This window comes from Patulibacter medicamentivorans (genome assembly GCF_000240225.1).
In the GTDB taxonomy this organism is placed as follows: Bacteria; Actinomycetota; Thermoleophilia; order Solirubrobacterales; family Solirubrobacteraceae; genus Patulibacter; species Patulibacter medicamentivorans.
Genome location: NZ_AGUD01000028.1, coordinates 1 through 21137, shown reverse-complemented (window position 1 = coordinate 21137; position 21137 = coordinate 1). Strand labels below are relative to the sequence as shown.

At 73.7% G+C, this 21137-nt stretch carries 16 protein-coding genes; 13 read left to right on the top strand and 3 right to left on the bottom strand.

From position 1 onward, the window contains the following. Positions 1 to 60 precede the first annotated feature (60 nt). Genes PAI11_RS23845 through PAI11_RS03665 form a run of 5 tightly spaced genes read left to right on the top strand, consistent with a single transcriptional unit; the run spans position 61 to position 7701 of the window. Positions 61 to 1950 (top strand): alpha/beta fold hydrolase, encoded by a 1890-nt coding sequence (locus PAI11_RS23845; RefSeq protein WP_007570970.1) that lies wholly within the window; start codon positions 61 to 63, stop codon positions 1948 to 1950. Between the two features lie 3 nt (positions 1951 to 1953). After that, positions 1954 to 3759 (top strand): CocE/NonD family hydrolase, encoded by a 1806-nt coding sequence (locus PAI11_RS03680; protein WP_007570968.1) that lies wholly within the window; start codon positions 1954 to 1956, stop codon positions 3757 to 3759. Then, on the top strand, positions 3756 to 5267 hold the full coding sequence (locus PAI11_RS03675) for an AMP-binding protein (RefSeq protein ID WP_007570966.1): 1512 nt from the start codon (positions 3756 to 3758) through the stop codon (positions 5265 to 5267). Before PAI11_RS03680 ends, PAI11_RS03675 begins: the two co-directional genes overlap by 4 nt. Further along, a complete protein-coding gene (locus PAI11_RS03670) occupies positions 5264 to 6046 on the top strand; it encodes an enoyl-CoA hydratase/isomerase family protein (RefSeq protein WP_007570965.1) in 783 nt (260 codons plus the stop codon). The genes PAI11_RS03675 and PAI11_RS03670 overlap by 4 nt, the downstream gene beginning before the upstream one ends. Then, positions 6043 to 7701, top strand: a complete 1659-nt coding sequence (locus PAI11_RS03665) for an ABC transporter substrate-binding protein (protein WP_007570964.1) — start codon at positions 6043 to 6045, stop codon at positions 7699 to 7701. The genes PAI11_RS03670 and PAI11_RS03665 overlap by 4 nt, the downstream gene beginning before the upstream one ends. A gap of 52 nt (positions 7702 to 7753) precedes the next feature. Here the strand turns inward: PAI11_RS03665 and PAI11_RS03660 are convergent, their stop codons facing one another. Genes PAI11_RS03660 through PAI11_RS03650 form a run of 3 tightly spaced genes read right to left on the bottom strand, consistent with a single transcriptional unit; the run spans position 7754 to position 11185 of the window. Then, on the bottom strand, positions 7754 to 8956 hold the full coding sequence (locus PAI11_RS03660) for a cytochrome P450 (protein WP_007570963.1): 1203 nt from the start codon (positions 8954 to 8956) through the stop codon (positions 7754 to 7756). Between the two features lie 19 nt (positions 8957 to 8975). Beyond that, positions 8976 to 10037, bottom strand: coding sequence for an LLM class flavin-dependent oxidoreductase (locus PAI11_RS03655; protein ID WP_007570962.1), 1062 nt, complete (start codon positions 10035 to 10037; stop codon positions 8976 to 8978). After that, positions 10034 to 11185, bottom strand: a complete 1152-nt coding sequence (locus PAI11_RS03650; RefSeq protein WP_007570961.1) for an arginase family protein — start codon at positions 11183 to 11185, stop codon at positions 10034 to 10036. The genes PAI11_RS03655 and PAI11_RS03650 overlap by 4 nt, the downstream gene beginning before the upstream one ends. 127 nt (positions 11186 to 11312) lie before the next feature. Here PAI11_RS03650 and PAI11_RS23840 point away from each other — a divergent pair, with 127 nt between their 5' ends. The 8 genes from PAI11_RS23840 to PAI11_RS03610 all read left to right on the top strand — a co-directional run. Further along, on the top strand, positions 11313 to 12248 hold the full coding sequence (locus PAI11_RS23840; protein ID WP_007570960.1) for a DUF1028 domain-containing protein: 936 nt from the start codon (positions 11313 to 11315) through the stop codon (positions 12246 to 12248). A 75-nt stretch (positions 12249 to 12323) separates the two neighbouring features. After that, positions 12324 to 12989, top strand: a complete 666-nt coding sequence (locus PAI11_RS03640) for an aspartate/glutamate racemase family protein (protein ID WP_007570959.1) — start codon at positions 12324 to 12326, stop codon at positions 12987 to 12989. Then, on the top strand, positions 12986 to 14140 hold the full coding sequence (locus tag PAI11_RS03635; RefSeq protein WP_040598123.1) for a DUF917 domain-containing protein: 1155 nt from the start codon (positions 12986 to 12988) through the stop codon (positions 14138 to 14140). Before PAI11_RS03640 ends, PAI11_RS03635 begins: the two co-directional genes overlap by 4 nt. After that, complete coding sequence (locus PAI11_RS03630; RefSeq protein ID WP_081488238.1) at positions 14137 to 15183, top strand: LacI family DNA-binding transcriptional regulator; 1047 nt, start codon at positions 14137 to 14139, stop codon at positions 15181 to 15183. Before PAI11_RS03635 ends, PAI11_RS03630 begins: the two co-directional genes overlap by 4 nt. A gap of 219 nt (positions 15184 to 15402) precedes the next feature. Next, positions 15403 to 16518, top strand: a complete 1116-nt coding sequence (locus tag PAI11_RS03625; RefSeq protein ID WP_170320675.1) for a sugar ABC transporter substrate-binding protein — start codon at positions 15403 to 15405, stop codon at positions 16516 to 16518. Positions 16519 to 16539: 21 nt separating this feature from the next. Next, entirely contained in the window at positions 16540 to 18042 is a 1503-nt protein-coding gene (locus tag PAI11_RS03620; protein ID WP_170320674.1) for a sugar ABC transporter ATP-binding protein, read from the top strand. Beyond that, positions 18039 to 19088 (top strand): ABC transporter permease, encoded by a 1050-nt coding sequence (locus PAI11_RS03615; protein ID WP_007570952.1) that lies wholly within the window; start codon positions 18039 to 18041, stop codon positions 19086 to 19088. The genes PAI11_RS03620 and PAI11_RS03615 overlap by 4 nt, the downstream gene beginning before the upstream one ends. 144 nt (positions 19089 to 19232) lie before the next feature. After that, on the top strand, positions 19233 to 21137 hold a 1905-nt coding region (locus PAI11_RS03610; protein ID WP_138974076.1), incomplete at its 3' end, for a CocE/NonD family hydrolase.

The window sequence follows — 21137 nt, the reverse complement described above, 5'->3', positions numbered from 1 at the left end:
GCCCCCGACTTCCGGCTGCTGTCGCACGACCGGCGCTCCGGCGGACCGAAGAATGCGGCCATGATCGACCACCGGAGCCTCGGCAGCCGCCTCGCCGTCCTCGTCGCGCTGCTCGCCCTGCTGCTGTCCTGGGCGGCGACCGCCGCCCGCGCGGACAGCGGCCCGGCCCCCTGCCAGGGGCTCGGCGTCGCCGCCAGCTGCGGGACCGTGACCGTCCCGCTCGACCGCGCCGATCCGAGCCGCGGCACGCTCGACGTCGCCTACGCGCTCGTCCAGCGGCGGGACACCTCGACGCCCGCGGCCAGCACGATCGCCTACAACCCCGGAGGTCCCGGGGCGGCGACCATCTCGCAGGCCGCGTCGCTGGCGGGCGGGCTCTTCGCACCGCTGCTCGACCACCGCGACCTGCTGCTCGTCGACGTCCGCGGGACCGGCCGATCCGGCGTCCTCTCCTGCCCGTCGCTGGCGCCCGAGAACGCCTGGCCGGCGGGCGAGCCGGCGGCGACCGGGGCCTGCGGCGCGTCGCTGGGGGACCGGGCCGGGCTCTACGGCACGGCGGCGGTGGCGGACGACTTCGAGGCGGTGCGGGCGGCGCTGGGGATCGACCGGTTCGACCTCTGGGGCGACTCGTACGGGACCTACCTGATGCCGGTCTACGCGGCCCGCTACCCGCAGCGGGTGCGGTCGGTGGTCCTCAGCGGGGCCTACCCGCTGGACTTCGATCCGTGGGGACGGCCGCAGATCGCGGCGGCGCGACGGGCGATCCGGCTGGTCTGCACGCGTGCTCAGGCCTGCGACGGCAACGCGGTGCTGCGCGACGTCCGCCGGCTCGCCAACCGGCTGCGGCGCCACCCGCGCCCCTTCACGGTCAGCTTCCGCGGCGTGCGCCACGCCGACCAGCTCGACGAGGAGGCGCTCGGCCGGATCCTCTACGCGCCGCTGTCGGCCGACGTCTTCGGCCAGCTGCCGGGCGCGGTCGCCGGAGCGCTCGCGGGCGACAGCGCGCGAATCAAGCAGCTGGCGGCCAACACGCGGCTGCTGACGGCGGCGCTCTCCGGCCAGGACCCGGACACCCTGGCGGTCTTCAGCGCGGCCGCCAACGCCGCGGTCCAGTGCCACGACTACCCGCGCGTCTTCTCGCTCGCCGATCCGCCCGCGGTCCGCCGCCAGGCGTTCCAGCAGGCGCTGGCCGGCCTCGACCCGACGGCGTTCCGCCCGCTCAGCCCGGAGGGCTGGATCCACGCCGGGTTCGAGGGCTCCGACAGCTGCATCGACTGGCCGAACGACCCGACCGCCGGGCGTCCGCTGCCCGCGGGCACGGCGATGCCCGACGTGCCGGCGCTGGTGCTGTCCGGGGACCTCGACTCCAACACCTCGAGCGCGATGGGCCGCCAGGCGGCCGCCCAGTTCCCCCACGGCCGCTTCGCCGAAGTCGCCAACGCGGGCCACACGCCGTCGGACAGCGAGTGCGGCGCCAAGCTCGGGGTCGACTTCGTGGCGACGCTCCAGGTCGACGTCCGCGCCTGCCGGACCGCCGGCGAGCCGCTCGACGTGGCGGGCCGCGATCCGCTGCTCGCCGCCGACCTGACGCCAGTCGACGGCACCGCGCCGGAGCCGCAGCGACGCGCCGTGGCGGCGGTCGTCACGACCTTCCTCGACGTCGTCGCGCAGCTGCCGACGCTGGGGATCGCGGGCGAGGCCCCGGCTCTGCGCGGCGGGCGCTACGCGGCGGTCGACGACAGCCGCTTCGCGGTCCGGGGCGCCCGCGTCGTCCGCGACGTGCGGACCAGCGGCACGGTCGCGGTCAGCGATCGCGTGGTCGGCACGCTGCGCCTGTCGGGGACCGGCGTCCCGGAGGGGCGGCTGCGGGTCGTCCTCGGCGGCGACGGCCACGGCACCGCGACCGGCACCCTCGGCGGCGAGCCCGTCCAGATCAGCTTCGGAGGCTGAGCGATGGCCGGTGCCAGCGAGCCGATCTGCGACGCGGTCCACGTGACCGCGCGCGACGGGGTGCGGATCGCCGTCGACGTCTGGCGACCGGCCGCGCTCGCGGCCGGGGCGCGGATCGGCACGGTGGTCCGCGCGACCCGCTACCACCGGGCCAACGAGGGCGACGGCGTCACCGACGAGGCGCGCCGCTGGACCGGCTGGGGGTACGCGCTGGTCCTGGTCGACGCGCGCGGCAGCGGCGCGTCGTTCGGCGCGCGGACCGCCGAGTGGTCGCCGGCCGAGCTGCGCGACTACGACGACGTGCTCGACTGGATCGCCGTCCAGCCGTGGTCGAACGGCCGCGTCGGCGCCTACGGCCACTCCTACGACGCCAACGCGGCCGAGCTGATGGCGACGCTCGGCAACCCGCACCTGCGCGCGGTCGCGCCGCTCTTCGGCGACTACGACGCCTACGAGGACCTGACCTTCCCCGGCGGCGTCGAGAACCGCACGATGCTCGCCAGCTGGATGCACATGACCCGCGCGCTCGACGGGATCGCGGGCGCTCGCGAGGAGCTCGAGCGGCTGCCGCACGAGGTCGCGCTCGAGGTCGTCGACGTCAAGCCGGTCGACGGTCCCGAGGGACCCGGGCTGCGGGCCGCGGCGATCGCCGAGCACCAGGCGAACATCGACCTGCGGGCCGCGTCGGCGGCGATGGCGTTCAAGGACGATCACGTCGGCGAGTGGGGCTGGGAGCGGCGCTCGCCGTACCGCCGGCGGCAGCTGGCCGAGGCGGCCGGCGTGCCGATGCTGGTCGCCGCCGGCTGGTTCGACGCCGGCACCGCGAACGGGGCGCTCGCGCGGTTCCTCAGCCTCGACCTGCCGCTGGACGTCTACATCGGCGCCTGGAACCACGGGGCCAACTTCACCTGCGATCCGTTCCTGCCGGCCGATCAGCGCGGCGCGTTCGAGGAGCCGGAGCTGCTGGAGCGGGTCCGCCGCTTCTTCGACCGCCACGTCCGCGACGGCGAGCCGCCGCGACCGGGGCGGCGACTGCGCTACGCGACCCTCGGCGACGGCCGCTGGCGGACCAGCGATCGCTGGCCGCTGCCCGACACCGCCGACGAGCGCTGGTACCTGGGCGGGGGCGGCAGCCTGAGCCTCGAGCGGCCGAGCGACGACGGTCCCGACGCCGTCGACGCCCACCGGCCGGACCCGCGGGCGTCGGCCGGGGCCACCAGCCGCTGGGGAACCCAGGTCAGCGGCGGCGGCAGCGTCGTCTACCCCGATCGGGCGCAGGAGGACTCGCGGCTGCCGACCTACAGCTCGGCCCCGCTGGAGCGCGACCTGCACGTGGCCGGCGTCGCCACGCTCGTGCTCGAGCTGGCCGCCACGCGCGAGGACGGGACGCTGGTGGTCTACCTGGAGGACGTCGCGCCCGACGGCCGCGTCACCTACGTCACCGAGGGCCTGCTGCGACTGGCCTGCCGCGCGGTCGCCGAGCAGGACGCGCCCCACCGCCGGCTGCGGACCCCGCGCAGCTTCGCCCGCGCCGACGCCCGCCCGATGGTGCCCGGCCGCGCCGAGCAGGTCCGGATCGACCTGATCGCCGTCGTGGCGACGATCGCCGCCGGCCACCGCCTGCGGGTCGCGATCGCCGGGACCGACGCCAGCCACTTCGCGCAGCTGCCGGCCGACGGCGACGTCGTCTACGCGATCCACCGCGGCGCCGCCCGTCCCTCGTGGCTGGCGCTGCCGGTCGTCGCGACGCTGCCCGGCCCGGCCGCCGCGGTCCCCGACCCCGACCCGCCGACAGGAGCCCTCCGATGACGGCCACGACCCTCGGCGCGCTGCTGCGCGGCCAGGCCCGCCGCACGCCCGCGGCCCCGCTGCTGCGGTTCACCGGGACGACCCTCGACTACGCCACGGTCGATCGGGTCAGCGAGCAGCTCGGCCACGTCCTGGCCGGGCGCGGCGTCGGCCACGGCGATCGGGTCGCGCTGATGCTGCCCAACGGCCTCGAGTACCCGCTCGCGTGGCTGGCGCTGGCGAAGCTGGGGGCGATCGCGGTCCCGGTCAACGTCGGCTATCGCAGCGCCGACCTGGCCCACGTGCTGGAGGACTCCGGCGCGCGGACGGCGATCGCCACCAGCGAGCTGGCCGAGCGGATCCGGACGGTCGCGCCCGACCTGCAGATCGCGGACTGGCCCGAGCTGGAGCCGTCGATCGCGGCGGCCCCGACGACGCCGCTGCCCGCGCCGGGCGACGAGGATCCGCTGTTGAACCTGCAGTACACGTCCGGCACGACCGGGCTGCCGAAGGCCTGCATGCTCAGCCACGGCTACTGGCTGAACATCGCCGAGCGCTGCGGCGAGCTGTTCGAGCTCGAGCCCGGCGACGTCTGCCTGACGGCCCAGCCGTTCACCTACATGGACCCGCAGTGGATGACGGCGGCGATGATCGCCTGCGGCGGGGTGCTGGAGATCCTGCCGCGGTTCTCGGCCTCGACCTTCTGGCGCTCGGTGGCCGACAGCGGCGCCACCGTCACCTACCTGATCGGGACGATGCCGCTGCTGCTGCTGCGCCAGCCGGAGGACCCGGTCGAGCGCGAGCACCGGCTGCGGCTCGTGGTCTGCTCGGGGATCGTGCCGGAGCTGCACGCCGAGTTCGAGCGGCGCTGGAACGTGCCGTGGCGCGAGGCCTACGGGATGACCGAGACCGGCGTCGACCTGGCGGCCGAGCGCGGCGATCGCGAGAGCGTCGGCAGCGGCTCGATCGGGCGGCCGGTCCCCGGGAAGCAGGCGCGGATCGTCGACGCCGACGACCGGCCGCTGCCCGACGGCGAGGTCGGCGAGCTGGTGGTCCGCGGCGGCGCGATGATGCGCGGCTACTGGAACCGGCCGCAGGAGACCGCGCGCACGATCCGCGACGGCTGGCTGCACACCGGCGACCTCGCGACCCGCCGCGAGGACGGCCGCTTCTGGCTCGTCGGGCGCCTCAAGGACATGATCCGGCGCGGGGGCGAGAACGTCGCCGCGGCCGAGGTCGAGGCGGTCCTCGCGACCCACCCGGACGTCGCGACCGCAGCGGTGGTCGGGGTGCCGGACGCGCTCCGCGGCGAGGAGGTCAAGGCCGTCGTCCAGCGCCGCGACGGCGCCGCCGTCACCGCGGCCGAGCTGCACGCCCACGCCGGCGAGCGGCTGGCGCCCTTCAAGGTCCCGCGCTACTGGTCGTTCGCCGAGACGCTCCCGCGGACGCCCTCGGAGCGGATCGCCAAGCACCTCCTCGACCGCGAGCCGGGCGATGCCTGGGACGCGCGGGCGGAGGCGGCCCGATGAGCGCCGCGGGGACGACCGTCACCTGCGGGTGGCCGACCGACGCGGTCGCCGAGCTGACCCTGCGCCGGCCGCACCGGCACAACGCCGTCGACGAGCAGCTGGTCGAGGACCTCCACGCCGCGCTCCACGAGGCCGAGCTGGGTGGCGCGGCCGCGCTGCTGCTGGTCGGCGAGGGCCCGTCGTTCTGCTCCGGCCACGACCTCGCCGCGCCGGCGATGAGCGCCGAGGACACCCGCCGCCACGTCGAGCGGCTGCAGGACGTCAGCCGGATCCTGCGGGCCGGCGTCCCAAGCGTCGCGGCCGTCCACGGCTACGCGCTCGGGGCCGGGTTCGAGCTGGCGCTCTCCTGCGATCTGGTGGTGGCCGCCGAGGACGCGCGCTTCGGCCTGCCGGAGGTCCCGATGGGCCTGGCGATCGGCGGCGGGGCGTCGGCGGTCCTGGTGCGGGCGGTCGGCGCGCAGCGGGCGCGGCAGCTGGTGCTGCTCGGCGAGCGCTTCGGCGCGGCGCGGGCGGCCGAGCTGGGGCTGGTCGTCGAGGTCGCGCCGCTGGCGGCCGCTCGCGACCGGGCGCTGGCGCTCGCGCAGCGGCTCGCCGAGCAGCCGCGCGAGGCGCTGGCGGTGGCCAAGCAGCTGCTGCAGGCCGTCGACGACGACGAGTTGGAGCCGGCGTACGAGCGGGAGACCGAGGCGATGCTCGCCGCGGCGGGCTCGGCCGAGGCGGAGGGCGCGGCGCGGACGTTCGCCGCCGCCAAGCGAACAGACGAGGAGCGGGGCCGATGACGATGGGACACGAGGGCGCGACGCGGCGCCAAGCGCTGCTGCGGGCCGGTGCCGGCGGGGCGGCGTTGCTGACGCTGCCGGGGCTGCTGGCCGCATGCGGCAGCGACGGCACGGGAACCGCCTCGCGCGGTCGCGGCGTCGGCGGCGCGGGGCGCGACAGCGAGATCGACTCGATCACGTGGTCGGTCCCGGAGCGCCCCGAGACGCTCGACATGGCGGCCGGCTACAACACCAACGGGATGATGGTCGCGGCGCTCGGGCTCGAGGGCCTGCTGGGCCTCGACGACCAGCTGCGGCTGACGCCGTTGCTCGCCGAGTCGTGGACGTCGCCCGATCCGCGGCGGACGGTCTACCGGATCCGCCAGGGCGTGCGGTTCTGGGACGGCAGCCCGCTGACGGCGGACGACGTCGCGTTCTCGCTCGGGCGCCACATCGACCCGAAGGTCGGGTCGCAGCTCGGCGGCTTCTACGGCAACGTCGCTGCGATCGAGGCCACCGGCCCGCTCGAGGTGACGATCCGGATGAAGCAGCCGGACGCGCTCTTCCCGCACGCGCTGGTCGAGAGCTTCATCGTGCCGAAGCGGCTGGCGCGGCGGCTGGGCCGCTCGCTCGGCCAGCCGGGGCCGCGGGTCAACGTGGTCGGCACCGGCGCCTACCGGATCACCCGCTTCGACGACGTCCAGGCGACGGTCGAGCGCAACGAGAGCTACTGGGGCCGCAAGCCGCTGGTCCGGCGGGCGGTCCTGAAGTTCGTCCCCGACCCGCAGGCGAACCTGCTGGCGGTGCGCGCGAAGGAGGTCGACGGGACCTTCGAGTACCCGCTGCCGCGAGCCCGCAACTGGGACCGCCTGCCGGGGGTCCGCACCCAGTACTCGCCGGGGCTGGCGGTGGCGTTCCTCTCCTTCGACCTCAGCAAGCCGCCGTTCGACGACCTGCACGTGCGGCGCGCGATCGCCCACGCGATCGACCGCGCCGGGATCGTGCGGGCGTTCCTCGGCGGCCACGGCCGGCCGGCGGCGGCGATCCCGGCGCCCGAGAGCTGGAGCGAGCTGGCGCCCCGGCGCGAGGTCGACGCGCTCTACGCGAAGATCCCGCAGTACCCGTTCGACCTCGACGCCGCGCGCCGCGAGCTGGCCCTGTCGGCCCACCCGCGCGGGTTCTCCACCGAGATCAGCTTCCCGGCCAACGCCCCGGAGCAGGGACGGGCGCTGGTCAACCTCGCCGAGTCGCTGAAGCAGATCGGGATCCGCCTGCGGGTCCGCGAGCGCTCGCAGACGGCCTGGCTGGCGGCGATCTACGCCCACGACGACCTGGGCATGCAGCTGCTGTCGCTGACGCCCGACTACGTCGACCCGGCGAACTTCATGATCGGCGTCTACCCGAGCGCCGCCGCGGTCAAGAACAACTTCAACCTGGCCAACTTCAAGGACCCGAAGGTCGACCGCCTGATCGCCGAGCAGGGCGCGACCAGCGATCTCCGCAAGCGGACCCAGGCGATCGCCGAGGTGCTGCGGATCTCGGGCGAGCAGCTGCCGTACTTCCCGCTCTGGTGGAAGGACACGCCGATCGCGCTCAGCGACCGCTTCGTCTACCAGGGCTTCAACAGCGTCTACTACGCGCAGAACTGGCTGGGCCGGATCCGCCTGCGAGCGTGAGGCGGATCGCGGGAGGCCCGTGGCCGCGCCCGCCGCTGGCGGGCCGGCCCGCTCAGAGGCGGACCGGCAGGGACTCGTAGGCTCGGACGCTGAACTGCGGTTGACAGCGCGGGCCCGAGGCTCCGGGGCGGAGGTTCGGGAAGCGCCCCAGCAGCTGGGGGAGCGCGACCCGCGCCTCGAGGCGAGCGAGCGGGGCCCCGAGGCAGTAGTGGATGCCCGAGCCGAAGGTCAGGTGGCGGTTGGGTTGGCGGGTGATGTCGAAGCGGTCGGGATCGTCGAAGTGCCGCGGGTCGCGGTTGGCGCCCGTGAGGCTGACGAACACCCACTGGCCCGCGTGCAGGGCCGTTCCGCCGACCTCGTAGTCCTCCCGCATCACGCGACCGATCCAGCGGAACGGCGGGTCGAAGCGCAGCATCTCCTCGATCGCCGAGTCGATGAGCGCCGGGTCGGAGGCGAGCAGCTCGCGCTGGTCGGGGTGGTCGAACAGGAGCTGCGTGCCGCCGGTGAGCAGGTTCATGGTGGTCTCGTTGCCGGCGACCAGCAGCAACGCGATCATGCCGGCGAGCTCGTCCCCGGTCAGGCGGTCGCCTTCCTCCTCGGCGGAGACGAGCAGGCTGACGAGGTCGTCGCCGGGCGCGGAGCGGCGCGACTCGATCAGCTCCTCGAGGTACTCGATGAGCGCGGCGCCGTCGTGGATCGCGGCGGTTCGCTCGTCGCCCTGGCAGGTGGGATCGAGCGGGGCGGAGAACCCCGTCGACCAGTCGCGGAAGCGGGATCGGTCCGCCATCGGGACGCCGAGGATGTCGCTGATCACCCAGGCGGGGAGGATGTCGGCGAAGTCGGTGACGAGGTCGATCTCCTGGTCCGGGGCGAAGCCGCTCAGGATCTCGTCCGTGACGCGCTCGACGGCCTCCCGCATCCGGGACGTGGCCGTCGGCGAGAAGGTGCGCTTGACGAGGCCTCGGAGCCGCGTGTGCACCGGCGGGTCCTGGAAGAGCATGACCTCGCCGAAGACCTCGACGTACCGCCGTTGCAGCGGGTCGCTCGCGTCGTGGATCGCACCGGGCGAGTCGGCGAAGCGCTCGCTCGAGAAGATCGTCGGCCGGCGCAGGAGGTCGGCCACGTCGTCGTAGCGCAGGACGAGCCCCCACCCGGTCTCGAGCAGGTGGACCCCGTTGGCGCTCTCGCGAAGCTCGGAGCAGACGATGTCCGCTCGCTCCGGAGGGGCGGTCAGCAGGTCGGTCGGCGTGGCCATCGTGTTCGGTTCCTCTGGGTCAATGATGCCTGGGGGCAGGAGCCGGCCCGCCTGCAGGGCCGGTCGGCTTGCGGCCGTAGGACGCCGGGATCAGCGGGAGCACGTCGCGGCCCGTGATCCGGATGATGTCCTGCGCGCGCTCGACCGGGCACGGGAAGAGCGAGACCGTGTCGGCGCCGGCGTCGAGCAGTCGCGTGATCTTGCGGGCGCACTCGGCCGGGTCACCGGCGACGGCGAGGTCGTCGACCCACTGCTCGGGCATCCGCCGCTCGACCTCGTCCGGGCCGCCTGCGGCCATCGCGGTCAGCTCCTCGGTGATGCCGTACGCACGGGTCACCGGGCTGTCCGGCCGTCCTGCCAGGTAGTAGGCGAGCCGGTGGCGCACGGCCGCCCGCGCCCGTGCCGGGTCCTCGTCGACGGACATGAACGTCAACACGTTCATGCCGATCTCGGCCGGGTCCCGGGACGTGCGGTCGGCGCCTTCGGCCAGACGCTCGCGCGCCCAGCGGACGTAGGCGACGCCGGCCATCACGGAGACGACGATGCCGTCGGCGACCTCGCCCGCGAGACGCACCATCTGCGGTCCGCTGACCCCCATCCAGACCGGCGGCGGCGCGTCCGGCAAGGGGTGCGTCAGCTTGATGCGATCGTAGGAGAAGGGGCCTTTCGTCGTGGTGACCTCCTCGCCGCGCAGCAGCCGGCGCAGGTTCTCGACTCCCGCTCGAACGGCCGCGAGCGAGGACTCCGGCGTCAGTCCCATCTGGGCGATCCAGCGCGGCAGGCCCAGGCCCACCGCGGCGGTCACCCGACCGGGGTGCATGCGCGCGAGCGTCGCCACCTCCATCGCGAGCAGCGCGGGGTGGCGCGTGACCGCCGAGACGATGCCCAGCCCGACGTCGATCTCGTTGGTCCGGGCGAGGATCGTCCCGGCGCTCGCGATGCCGCCGGTGAAGAAGTAGTCCTCCGAGACCCACGCCGCGGCGAACCCCAGCTGCTCGGCCAGCTCGCCGGCGCCCGGGATCTGCTCGGGCGTCAGCGCGCTGCCGAGGACGACGCCGACCGGCGGCCTCGAGATCGTCACGCCGTCGGCTCGGTGGTCGCCGTGGCAGCGACCGGCGCCGCGGCCTTGCGGAGCGCCAGCCCGCCGATCACCTCGACCACGCTGCGCGCGACCGTGACCGCGCCGTGGTGGCGGAAGTCGTAGTGCGGGCTGTACTCCGCGACGTCGAAGCCGATGAGGGGCACCGGCGACTCGGCGACCATCGTGCGGAGCGCGAGCATCACCTCGCGGGCGGTCATGCCGGCGCCGTCGGGGAGCTTCTGCCCCGGCTGGAAGGCCGGGTCGATCACGTCGACGTCCAGCGAGACGTAGAGCGCGTCGACGTCCGCGGTGGCGGCCCGCAGTGCGTACCGCGCGACCTCGACGATGCCGTCGCGGTCGATGTCGGCCATCGTCCGGTAGGGGATCTCCAGCGCGTCGACCACGGCGTCCCAGCCGCCGAGGGTCTTGCCGCGGATGCCGATCGGGCAGAGGTTGGTCGGATCGAGCATCCCGCTGCGGAAGGCGCTGTACCAGAAGGCGCTCGCGCCGATCTTCGGCTGGTCGGCGACGTCGAAGTGGGAGTCGAGCACGATCGCCCCGATGCGCAGGTCCGGTCGCGCCGCGTGGACGCCCGCGAGCGCCATGCCCGTGATCGTGTGGTCGCCGCCGAGGGTGATCGGCACCGCGCCGGCGCGGACGACCTCCGCAACCGCCTCGGCGGCCGTGTCCCACGCCTCCTCCATCGTGCCGCCGCGGACGTCGGCGTCGCCGACGTCGACGACCCGCAGGTGGTCCGTCAGCTTGACGCCGATCTCGGGGATCTCGCCGCCGGAGAACCCGAGGCTGTAGGCGAGCGACCCGACGCGGATCGCGGCGGGAGAGTCGTAGGCGCCATGGCGGGGACGCATCGCGTCCGGGTTGGGCACGCCGGCGGTGCCGCGGAAGAACTTCCGGCGGTGGTCGATCTGGACGATGCCCTCGTAGGGCAGTCCGACGATCGCGACGTCCGCTTCGATCGGCGTGCCCAGCGGCTGGAAGGGCGCCTCGATGAACGTCGGCACGTCGAGCGCGATGGCGGTGTCGTACGACATCCCGCCGTCGAGGGCCACCGGGGCCACCTCGGTCGTCTTGTTGCCGGCCTTGGCGGCGGCGTCGGCGTAGCGGCGTTCCAGCTCGTCGATGTCCATGCGAGTTCCCTCGATCGGCTTCGGACCCGGGGGATCTAAAGCGGTTTATGCATGAGCTATACCATGCGGTCGAGCGCGACGTCAAACGGCTTGCCGGCTGGATGTGAAGCGGTTTAGTCTGACTCTCGTGACGTTCTCGATCCTCGCCGTCGACCACGAGGCCCAGGAGATCGGCGTGGCCGTCTGCTCGCACTGGCTCGGGGTCGGGTCGATCGTCCCGCGGATTCGCGCGGGCGTCGGCGCGGCAGTGTCGCAGTCGGTCTCCGATCCGGCGCTCTCCGTTGCGCTGCTCGACGCGGTCGAGCGGGGGCGCGCGCCTGTCGAGGCCATCGCCGACATGGTGTCCCGGGACTCCGCCCGGGCCTTCCGCCAGCTGGCGGTGATCGACGTCTCGGGGGCGACGGCGGCGCACACGGGCGCCGGCTGCGTGCGGTTCGCGGGCCACGAGGCCGCGAGCGGGCTGTCGGTCCAGGGCAACCTGCTGGCCTCGGCGGACGTCCTGCCCGCGATGTCCGCGGCCTTCGCGGGGGCCGCCGGGCCGCTCGGGCGGCGGTTGCTGTCCGCGCTCCTCGCGGCGCAGGGGATCGGCGGCGACGTCCGGGGGCGACAGTCGGCGGGGCTGCTGGTGGCGCCCATGGGCGGCGAGGGCTGGCGGACGCTCATCGATCTGCGGGTCGACGACCACGCCGATCCGCTGGCGGAGCTCGGGCGCCTGCACGACCTGCGCGACGCGTATGCCGCCGCCAAGCGCGGCGACGAGCGCGCGGCGGCATCGGACGCGAGCGCCGCGATCGAGCACTACCTCGCCGCCGCGGAGCTGGCGCCGCAGAGCGCGGAGCTGCTGCTCTGGGCGGGACTCGCGCTCGTGGGCAGCGGCGCTCGCGACGCCGGCATGAGCCGGGTACGCGACGCGCTCGATCGCCAGCCGGCGCTCGGCGAGCTGCTCCGGCGCCTCGATCCCGAGATGGCCCCGGCGGCGCCCGAGGTGCGACTTGCGCTCGATCTGCCAAGCGATGCGAGCGGCGGATCCCAATCTGGGTATGGTGACTCTAAAGCGATTTAGAACGGAGCGCTCGAAGTGAGCTCGACCCCACAGATGACAGCTGCCGGATCGGGCGCTGGGAGCCGTGCCGTGCGAATGGCCCTCGTGCTCCCCGTCGCCTACGACGAGGTCTTCCTCGAGAAGATCCGGGCCGACTACCGATCGGAGGACCTCGGAGTCGAGGTCAGCTACCGGTTCCCGGACGCCGCCCCGTCGGTCATCGAGACGGCCGCCGACGCGCGTGCCGCCGAAGAGGGCGTGCGGCGAGCGGTGCTCGACGCGGTCGCGGATGGTGCCGACGCGGTCCTGGTCACGTGCTTCTCCGACCCCGGGGTGCGAGCCGCCGCCTCGGCCGTGCCGGTCCCCGTGATGGGAGAGGGCCGACCGACGATCGCCGCGGTCGCGGCGCTCTTCGAGCGGTTCAGCATCCTGAGCTCGCAGTCCAGCACCACCGACGCCAAGGCGAACGTGGTCGCCGAGCTCGGGGTGGCGAGTCGTCTGCACTCGGTGGTCGGCATGGACATCCCGGTGCGCGAGCTGACGCCTGCGCGCGCCGACGACGTCGCCGCGCTGATCGAGCGCGAGGCGCGATCGGGTGCCGACGCCGTCATCCTCGGCTGCACGGGGCTCGAGGCCGGATTCACCGCGGCGGTCCGCGAGCGCCTGGACGAGCGCGGCGCCGGTGTGACCGTCGTCGATCCGGCGGAGGTCGCGGGCCGGGTCCTGCTGGCGGCGGCGCTGTCCTCCGGTGCGCCCCGATGAGCGCGGACATCCGGCCCACGCTGCTCGCGACGGCCGTGGACGTCGAGGACTTCGTCGCCGGGACGAATCTCCTGAGCGGCGCGGGGGGTGCGCCGAACGAGGCGCTCGAGCACCTCGGGGAGACGCTCGCGGAGGGGTACGAGATCGGGTGGCACGACCTCGACGTCCTCGACGACGACGACCTGGTCGTCGCCGCCTGGTACTCCGGCTCGGTGGATCCGGACGTGTGGCGCGAGCGGGACCGCCGCGAGGCGGAGTTCGGCCTCGAGCGCCGGGTCCGCCGCCCGCTGGTCGCGGCGATCGAGCAGCTCGAGGACCGCCTCGGTCGTAGGGCGGCCGCGGTGATGCCGATCGAGATCGGCGCGTCGAACACCGCCGCGGCGCTCGACGCCGGCACCCGGCTCGGCCGGATCGTTCCCGACGTCGACTGCGCCGGGCGCGCCATCCCCGCGTTCGACTGCACCCTCGCGGCCGTCGCCGGGCTCGTCAGGCCGCCGCTCGCGCTCGTGGACTACTACGGCGACGTGGTCGAGGTCGTCGAGGCCGCCAACGTCGGCCGCCTGGAGGCGATCGCCAAGATGGTCGCGGCGGCGACCCTCGGGCGCGTCGGGAGCGCCGGGCTGGCGATGTCTGCGTCGGAGGCCAAGCGCCACCTCCCGCGAGGGACGCTGAGCGCGTCGCTCGCCGCGGGACGTGCGCTGCGGGCGGCGCGAGCGGAGGGCGGTGACGTCGTGGCGGGCCTGGTCGCCCGGCTCGATGGCGCGATGGCGCTGTTCGGCGGCGAGTTGGTCCGAACGGAGTGGGACAACGCGACCGGCTACATGGTCGGCCACCACCACATCAGGGGGACGGGGGACTGGGCGGGGAAGGCGATGAGGATCTTCTTCCAGAACGAGAACCACCTGGCCTGGATCGACGGACGCCCGGTGGCGATGAGCCCCGATCTGATCGAGATGGTCGACGCGCGCTCCGCCGAGCCGCTGGTCAACACGTTCCTCGACGTCGGGCAGGAGCTGGCGGTGCTCGGCATCCCCCGGCGACCCGAGCTCGCGTCGCCCGGAGGGATCGCGGCGATCGGCCCGGCGCGGTGGGGTTTCGACCTCCCGTACGCCCCGTTCCAGGACCTCTGCGGGGATAGTCTGCGACCGTGACGCCAAAGAGGCCAGGCCGCGCCGTCGCGGCACCGAAGGTCATCACGATCCGTGATGTCGCCGAAGCCGCAGGGGTGTCGACGGCGACCGTCTCGCACGTGTTCTCGGGACGACGTCCGGTATCGGCGAGCGCCGCCGAGCGCGTCCTCGAGGTCGCCGAGGAGCTGGGGTACCGCGCGAACACCGTGGCCCGCGGCCTGGCGACCGGCCGCTCCTACATCGTCGCCCTGCACCTGCCGTTCGAAGCGGGCGACATCGTGAACGCGCCGTTCCTGGCGTCGATCCTCACGACGATCTCGACCACGGCGTCGGAGGCGGGGTACGCGTTCATCCTGATCCCGCCGGACGAGCAGCTGGCGACCGCGCACGTGAAGTCGTTGATCGCATCGCGCCGGATCGACGGGGCAATGCTGCTGGACCCGCTGCCGCCGGGGACGCTCCGCGAGGCGCTCGACGCCGCCGGGCTGCCGGTGGTGACGATCGGCCGGACCGAGGGCCGCGATGACGACGTCTGGGTCGATGGCGACCTCGACGCGCAGGTCGGCGACGCGCTCGGCCACCTCGCTGCTCGCGGCTACGAGCGCCCTGCGCTGCTGATCGCGGCCGGGGGCGCGGTCTTCTACGAGCATCTGCGAGCGCGCTACGAAGCGCGCTGCGCCGAGCGCGGCTGGGCGCCGTGCGTGATCGTGGCCGAGGCGTTGACCGAGGACGCTGCCATCCAGGCGCTCATCGGCCGCCTCGACGATCTCGACTCGCTGTTCTGCGGCAGCGACGTCCTCGCCAGCGGCGCCCTCCGCGCGCTGGTGGCCGACCGCGACGGCGCGGGACTGCAGAAGGCGGTCATCGGGATCGGCGACTCCTACCACGCACGGCACGCCCGCCCGCCGCTGACGTCGATCGACACGCGCTCGGGCGACAAGGCACGCGCGGCGACCGAGCTGCTGCTGGGGCTCATCGAAGGGCACGAGCTTCCCGAGCGCCACGTCACCGTCCCGCACGAGCTGGTGGTCCGCGGGTCGACGCCGCAGCGCGTGCCCGCCTGATCCCCTTGACATCCGCCGATGCGACGGACTACTGTCCTCTAAAGCGGTTTACATCGAGAAGGCATCGGGTTCCGCTCCAATTCCATTCGCCTGGGCTAAACCGCTTTGCACCGTCGACAACGCGGGCGAGCATCGGGACCAATCAACGTGAGGTGCGCGACGATGAGACGCAGGTCAACCCGACAGGCAGCCGTGCGGTTGCTGTGCGGTCTACTGCTGGTGAGCGGAGCCGTGGGCGTCAGCGCCTGCGGCAGTGACGACGGCGGCGGCTCCACCGAGGCGGCGACCGCCACGACCGCCGGATCCTCCGTGGTCGCGGCGGCCCGGAAGACCGTCGAGGCCCTGTCGGGGCCGGACGGCACGTACACGTCGCCCCCGACCTCGGGCCCGAAGGCGACGCCGGGCAAGAACGTCTGGGTGATCGGGTTCGGCAACCTCTCGCCGGCATCCGTGGCGCTCGAGAAGGAGTGGAAGGGCTCGCTGGCGCCGGCGCTCGACTGGAACGTCAAGTACGTCGACGGCAAGAGCGACCCGAACGCCTGGCTGGAGGGCATCCGCAACGCGGTCAACGCCCACGCGGACGGCATCGTCACGCAGTTCGTCGATTGCGCGTCGGTCAAGTCGGGCCTGCTCGCGGCCAAGAAGGCCCGCATCCCGGTGATCTCGATCAATGGCGCGGATTGCGACGACACGCCACTGTTCACCGCGGTGACGACGTCGAACTACGGCTCGCTGGACGAGGCCAACGCCGCCTACGGGAAGATCCAGGCGGACTGGGTGATCGCGGACAGCGACGGCAAGGCCGACGTCGTGGCGATGGAGAACGTCGAGACGTCTGGCACCAAGCTCTGGACGAAGGCCTGGCAGGACGCGATGGCCAAGTGCGAGGGCTGCTCCACGGACTCCGTCACCTGGTCGTTCGCCGACCTCGGGCCGAAGCTGCAGCAGAAGACGCAGCAGGCGCTCCTCAAGAACCCCAAGGCCGACTACGTCTTCGCGCAGGTCGACGACGCCATCACGGCGGGGATCGCCTCCGGCGTCCAGGCCGCGGGCAGGAAGGCCAAGATCGTCGGGTTCGACTGCGACCCGAACGTCCTGAAGCTGATGAAGGCCGGCAAGGTCGCCGCCTGCTTCACGGCGACGCCCACCTGGCCGGCGTACTCCGCCGCCGATGGCCTCGTGCGGGCCTTCGCCGGCGAGCAGCCCGCGAAGGACAGCGGGCGCGGCCTGATGCTGGTCACCCCCGACGTGAACTTCCCGTCGGACCTGTCGAAGTACCCGGAGCCGGCGATCGACTTCCGGAAGATCTACCAGGCCACCTGGGGCGTGGGCTGAGCCATGGTCGCCGCGCTGACGGTGAGCGACGTCTCGAAGAGCTACGGCCCCACGAGGGCGCTCGACCGAGCCTCGCTCACCGTCGAGCGCGGGACCATCCACGCCCTGCTGGGCGGCAACGGCTCCGGGAAGTCGACGCTGATCAAGATCCTCGCCGGGGTCGTGAAGGGCGACAGCGGAACGGTCGCGATCGGCGATGCCGCGCTGGAGGCCTCGGCGATCACGCCCGCGCGGGCAGCCGCCGCACGCTGCTTCTTCGTCCACCAGGACGCCGGAGTGTTCCCGGAGCTCAGCGTCGCGGACAACCTGCACCTCGGCCAGGGCTTCGAGACCACCGGCCTGCAGCGCATCAAGTGGCGAGCGGTCCGGCGCCGGACGCGCGAGATCCTCGAGCGGTACGAGATCTCCGCTGCGCCCGAGACGCTCGTCGCCGACCTCGGGCCGGCGACCCAGGCCAAGCTGGCCATCGCCCGCGCGCTCCAGGGAACCGACGGTGCGACGGACAGCGTGCTCGTGCTCGACGAGCCGACCGCACCGCTGCCGGCGCACGAGGTCGCCCACCTCCTGACGGCGCTGCGCCGCTACGCCGACGCCGGCCAGTCGATCGTCTTCGTGACTCACCGGCTGGCCGAGGTCTGCGAGATCGCCGACCGGGCGACCGTCCTGCGCAACGGACGCGTCCTCGCCGACCTCGAGCGACACGAGATCACGCCGGAGCGGCTGACCGACCTGATCGCCGGCGGCCCCGAGTCGGCGGACCCGCCCGCCCGGGGGGCCGCGCCCGAGGACGCGCCGCCGCTGCTGCGCGTCACGGGACTGTCGGGCGGACGGATCGAGGACTGCAGCCTCGACCTGCGCGGAGGCGAGATCCTGGGCCTGGCCGGCCTGACCGGATCGGGGCGGACCACGCTGCTGCAGCTGCTGTTCGGGCTGATCCCCCGCCGCTCGGGCGAGGTGACGCTCTCCGGCGAGCGGCTCGCGCCGCGCGGGCCGCGGGACGCGATGGCCGCCGACCTGGCCTACGTTCCCGCGGATCGCAAGCGCGACGGGCTCTTCCCCGGCCTCTCGGTCAGCGAGAACCTGGCGATGGCGGTCGTCCCGCGCTATTGGCGCCACGGCTGGCTGCGCCGCGGCGACGAGCAGTCCGACAGCCGCACGCTGATCGCCGAGCAGGGGATCAAGACCGAGTCCGAGCGCCTGGCGATCTCGGCCCTCTCCGGCGGCAACCAGCAGAAGGTGATGCTGGCCCGGTGGCTCCGCCGGGAGCCCAAGGTGCTGCTCCTGGACGAGCCGACGCAGGGCGTCGACATCGGCGCCCGTCGCGGCATCCACGACCTTCTCCGCGCGGTGGTGCAGCCCGACGTCGGCGCGATCGTCGCCTCGTCCGACGAGGACGAGCTCGCTGCCGTGTGCGACCGCGTCCTCGTCCTGCGCGACGGACGGATCTGCGCCGAGCTGACGGCGCAGGACCTGACTGCGGAGCGCATAGCCCGATTCGCCCATGCCGACCCCCCAACGCGATGACCATCACCCCGAAGCTCGCTGCGCCCGAAGCCGCTGACGCCGGACCCGCCGCGGCGGAGAAGGTGCCAGGGGCGCGATCGACGGGGCCGTCCGTCGCCGGCGTCCTGGAGGCCTACGCGCTCGTCGTCGTCATCGCGCTCTTCATCGTCTTCTTCTCGCTCCTGCCCGAGACGTCGGAGACGTTCCCGACCAGCGCCAACTTCCAGGCGATCTCGGGCAACCAGGCGGTCATCGCGATCATCTCGCTGGCGGCGCTCGTCCCGCTCATCGCCAATCAGTTCGACCTCTCCGTCGGGGCCACGGCCGGGCTCGCCGCGGTCTTCTCGGCCGATCTCATGGCGGACGGGACCTCGATCGTCGTGGCGATTCTCGTCGCCCTCGCGATCGGGGGCGGCATCGGCCTGATCAACGGCCTGCTCGTCACCCGCGCCCGCGTGAACGCGGTGATCGTGACGCTCGGGACGTCGACGGTGCTCGGCGGCGTCATCGCGATGAAGACGAACGGCGAGACGATCGTCAACGTCCCCTCCAGCGTCATCGAGTTCGGCACGGCCAACACGCTCGGGATCCCGCGCCCCGTGCTCGTGCTCGTGGGGATCGCGATCCTCGTCTACTACGCCCTCGAGTACACCCCCTTGGGCCGCTACCTCTACGCGATGGGGTCGAACGAGGACGCCGCGCGGCTGGTCGGGCTGCCGACGCGCACGACGCTCACCGCGAGCTTCGTCATCGCCGGCATGCTCGCGGCCGCCGGCGGCGTGCTGCAGGTCGCGCGCTCGGGGGGCGCCGATCCTCGCGTCAGCGCCAACTTCACGCTCGCCGCCCTCGCGGCGGCGTTCCTGAGCGCGGCCGCGATCAAGCCCGGGCGCTTCAACGTCGGGGGCGTCCTCGTCGCCGTGTCGTTCCTCGCCGTCCTCAACGGCGGACTCAACCTGGCCGGGGCTCAGCCGTACGTCAACGACTACGTCAACGGCACGGCGCTGGTCGTCGGCGTCGCCCTAGCCGCGTACCTCGGGCGCCGGCGGCGGGGCGCCACGGACGGCTAGCCGCGCGATTGACAACTGACATTGGCGTCAGTTAGGGTCGCTTCCGCTGGTGCTGGCGGGGGTCCTGGCCGTCGCCAACACCAGCGCTCCGCCACGGACGTGGTCCACGGGACCGTCGTGCGGGGAATCTCGAGGGAGGACTCGATGACCGCTGGTTCCAGGTTCCTGCGCCTTGCGGCGCTTGCCGTGCTGTCGTGCCTGGCCTGGTGCGTCCCCGCGCAGGCGTCCCCGGTGCAGAGGACGGGCTACATCACGATGTCGGACGGCGTGCAGCTGCGCTACGCGGCGGTGCTCCCCGCGGCCGAGGGCCGGTTCCCGGTCGCGATGAAGTACGACGGCTACTGCGAGGGCACCGCGCCGCTGGCGTGCAACGACGTCGACAACGCCAAGTCGCTGCTGGCGGCCGGCTACGCGGTCGTGGGCGTGGCCGTGCGCGGGACGGGCTGCTCGCAGGGGACGTTCGACTTCCGCGCGCCGAGCGAGAGCACCGACGGGGCGGCGGCGGTCGAGTGGGCCGCCCGCCAGCCGTGGTCGACCGGCAGCGTCGGGATGTTCGGAGACTCGTTCCCCGGCGTCACGCAGCCGCGGATCGCGGCGCTCCACCCGAAGGGCCTGAAGGCGATCGCGCCATGGCAGATCGTCGACGACGTCTATCGCGACGCGGCCTATCCCGGCGGGCTGGCGAACGGCGAGTTCGGCGTGCTGTGGGGCCTCCTGAACCAGCTGCCGGTCTCGACCCAGAGCAACCTGAACGGCCTCGCGGCCGGCGATCCGCAGTGCGCGGCGAGCCTGCTCCAGCAGCTGGTCACCAACCCGCTGAACAACATCGTCGTCGGCGCGATGCTGCATCCCTACATCGACGACTACTGGCGGGCGAAGGCGGTCGGTCCGGCGGCCAGCCGGATCGCGGTGCCGACGTTCGCCTGTCAGAGCTGGCAGGACGACGAGACCGGCAGCCTCAGCACCTCGACGCTGTGGCCGCGGCTGAAGCGGGACCGGACCTGGCTGCTCGGCACCAACGGCTACCACGCGATGTGCGTCTTCTCGACGCGGATCGGCAACCAGCTGGTCCGCTTCTTCGACCGCTTCGTCAAGGGCGAGCGCAACGGCTTCGAGCAGACGCCCCACGTGCAGATCTGGCACGAGACGACGAACGCCAGGAATCCCGCGCCGACGTGGATCACCAGCGGCACGAGCTGGCCGCTCCCGACCCGGACCGAGCGGCTCCACCTGGGCCGCGACGCGGCGCTGACGGCGGCTCCCCCGCGGGGCGCGGAGCCGGCCGACCGCTTCGCGTCGCCGACGGCGTCGGTCGGCACCGACAACGGCATGGTGTTCGGCCAGGGCAACCGGCTGTGGAAGGGGAAGGGCGATCCTGCCGGGGCCGTCGCCTACACGACCCCCAGGCTCGCCCACGCCGCCGAGCTGCTCGGCCCGGCCAGCGTCGACCTGTGGCTCCAGTCCACCAGCAGGGACACCGACCTGCAGGCCACGATCACCGAGGTCCGGCCCGACGGCCAGGAGCTCTACGTCGCCCGCGGGTGGCTCCGGACGGCCCAGCGCAAGCTCGACGAGCAGGCGAGCACCGCGACGTTGCCGGTGCAGACCCACCTGCGCTCGGACGTCCAGCCGCTCGTCCCGGGCACGCCGACGCTCGTGCGCGTCGCGGTGCTGCCGTTCGACCACGTCTTCCGCGCCGGGTCGCGGATCCGGCTCGTGATCGACGCGCCCAGCCAGACCGGCGGCTGGAACTTCGTGCCCAACACGGACCTGGGCACGAACCGCATCCTGCACGACCCGGACCATCCCTCGCGGATCGTCGTCGGGACCGTCCCCGGAACGAGCGCGCCCAAGCGCCACTCCAGCTGCGACACGCTGCTCAACCAGCCCTGCCGCCCCGACGCGTTCCCCGGGTCCGCCCCGCCCGGCACCCTGGACTGGCCGCGCGCCGCCGCCCCGCCGGCGGCGCCCACGGCGCCGCCCGGGCGTCCGAGCGTCCGGGTCACGCAGGTCAGCGCCACGCGGCGGGGCCTGCGCGCGTCGGGTCGC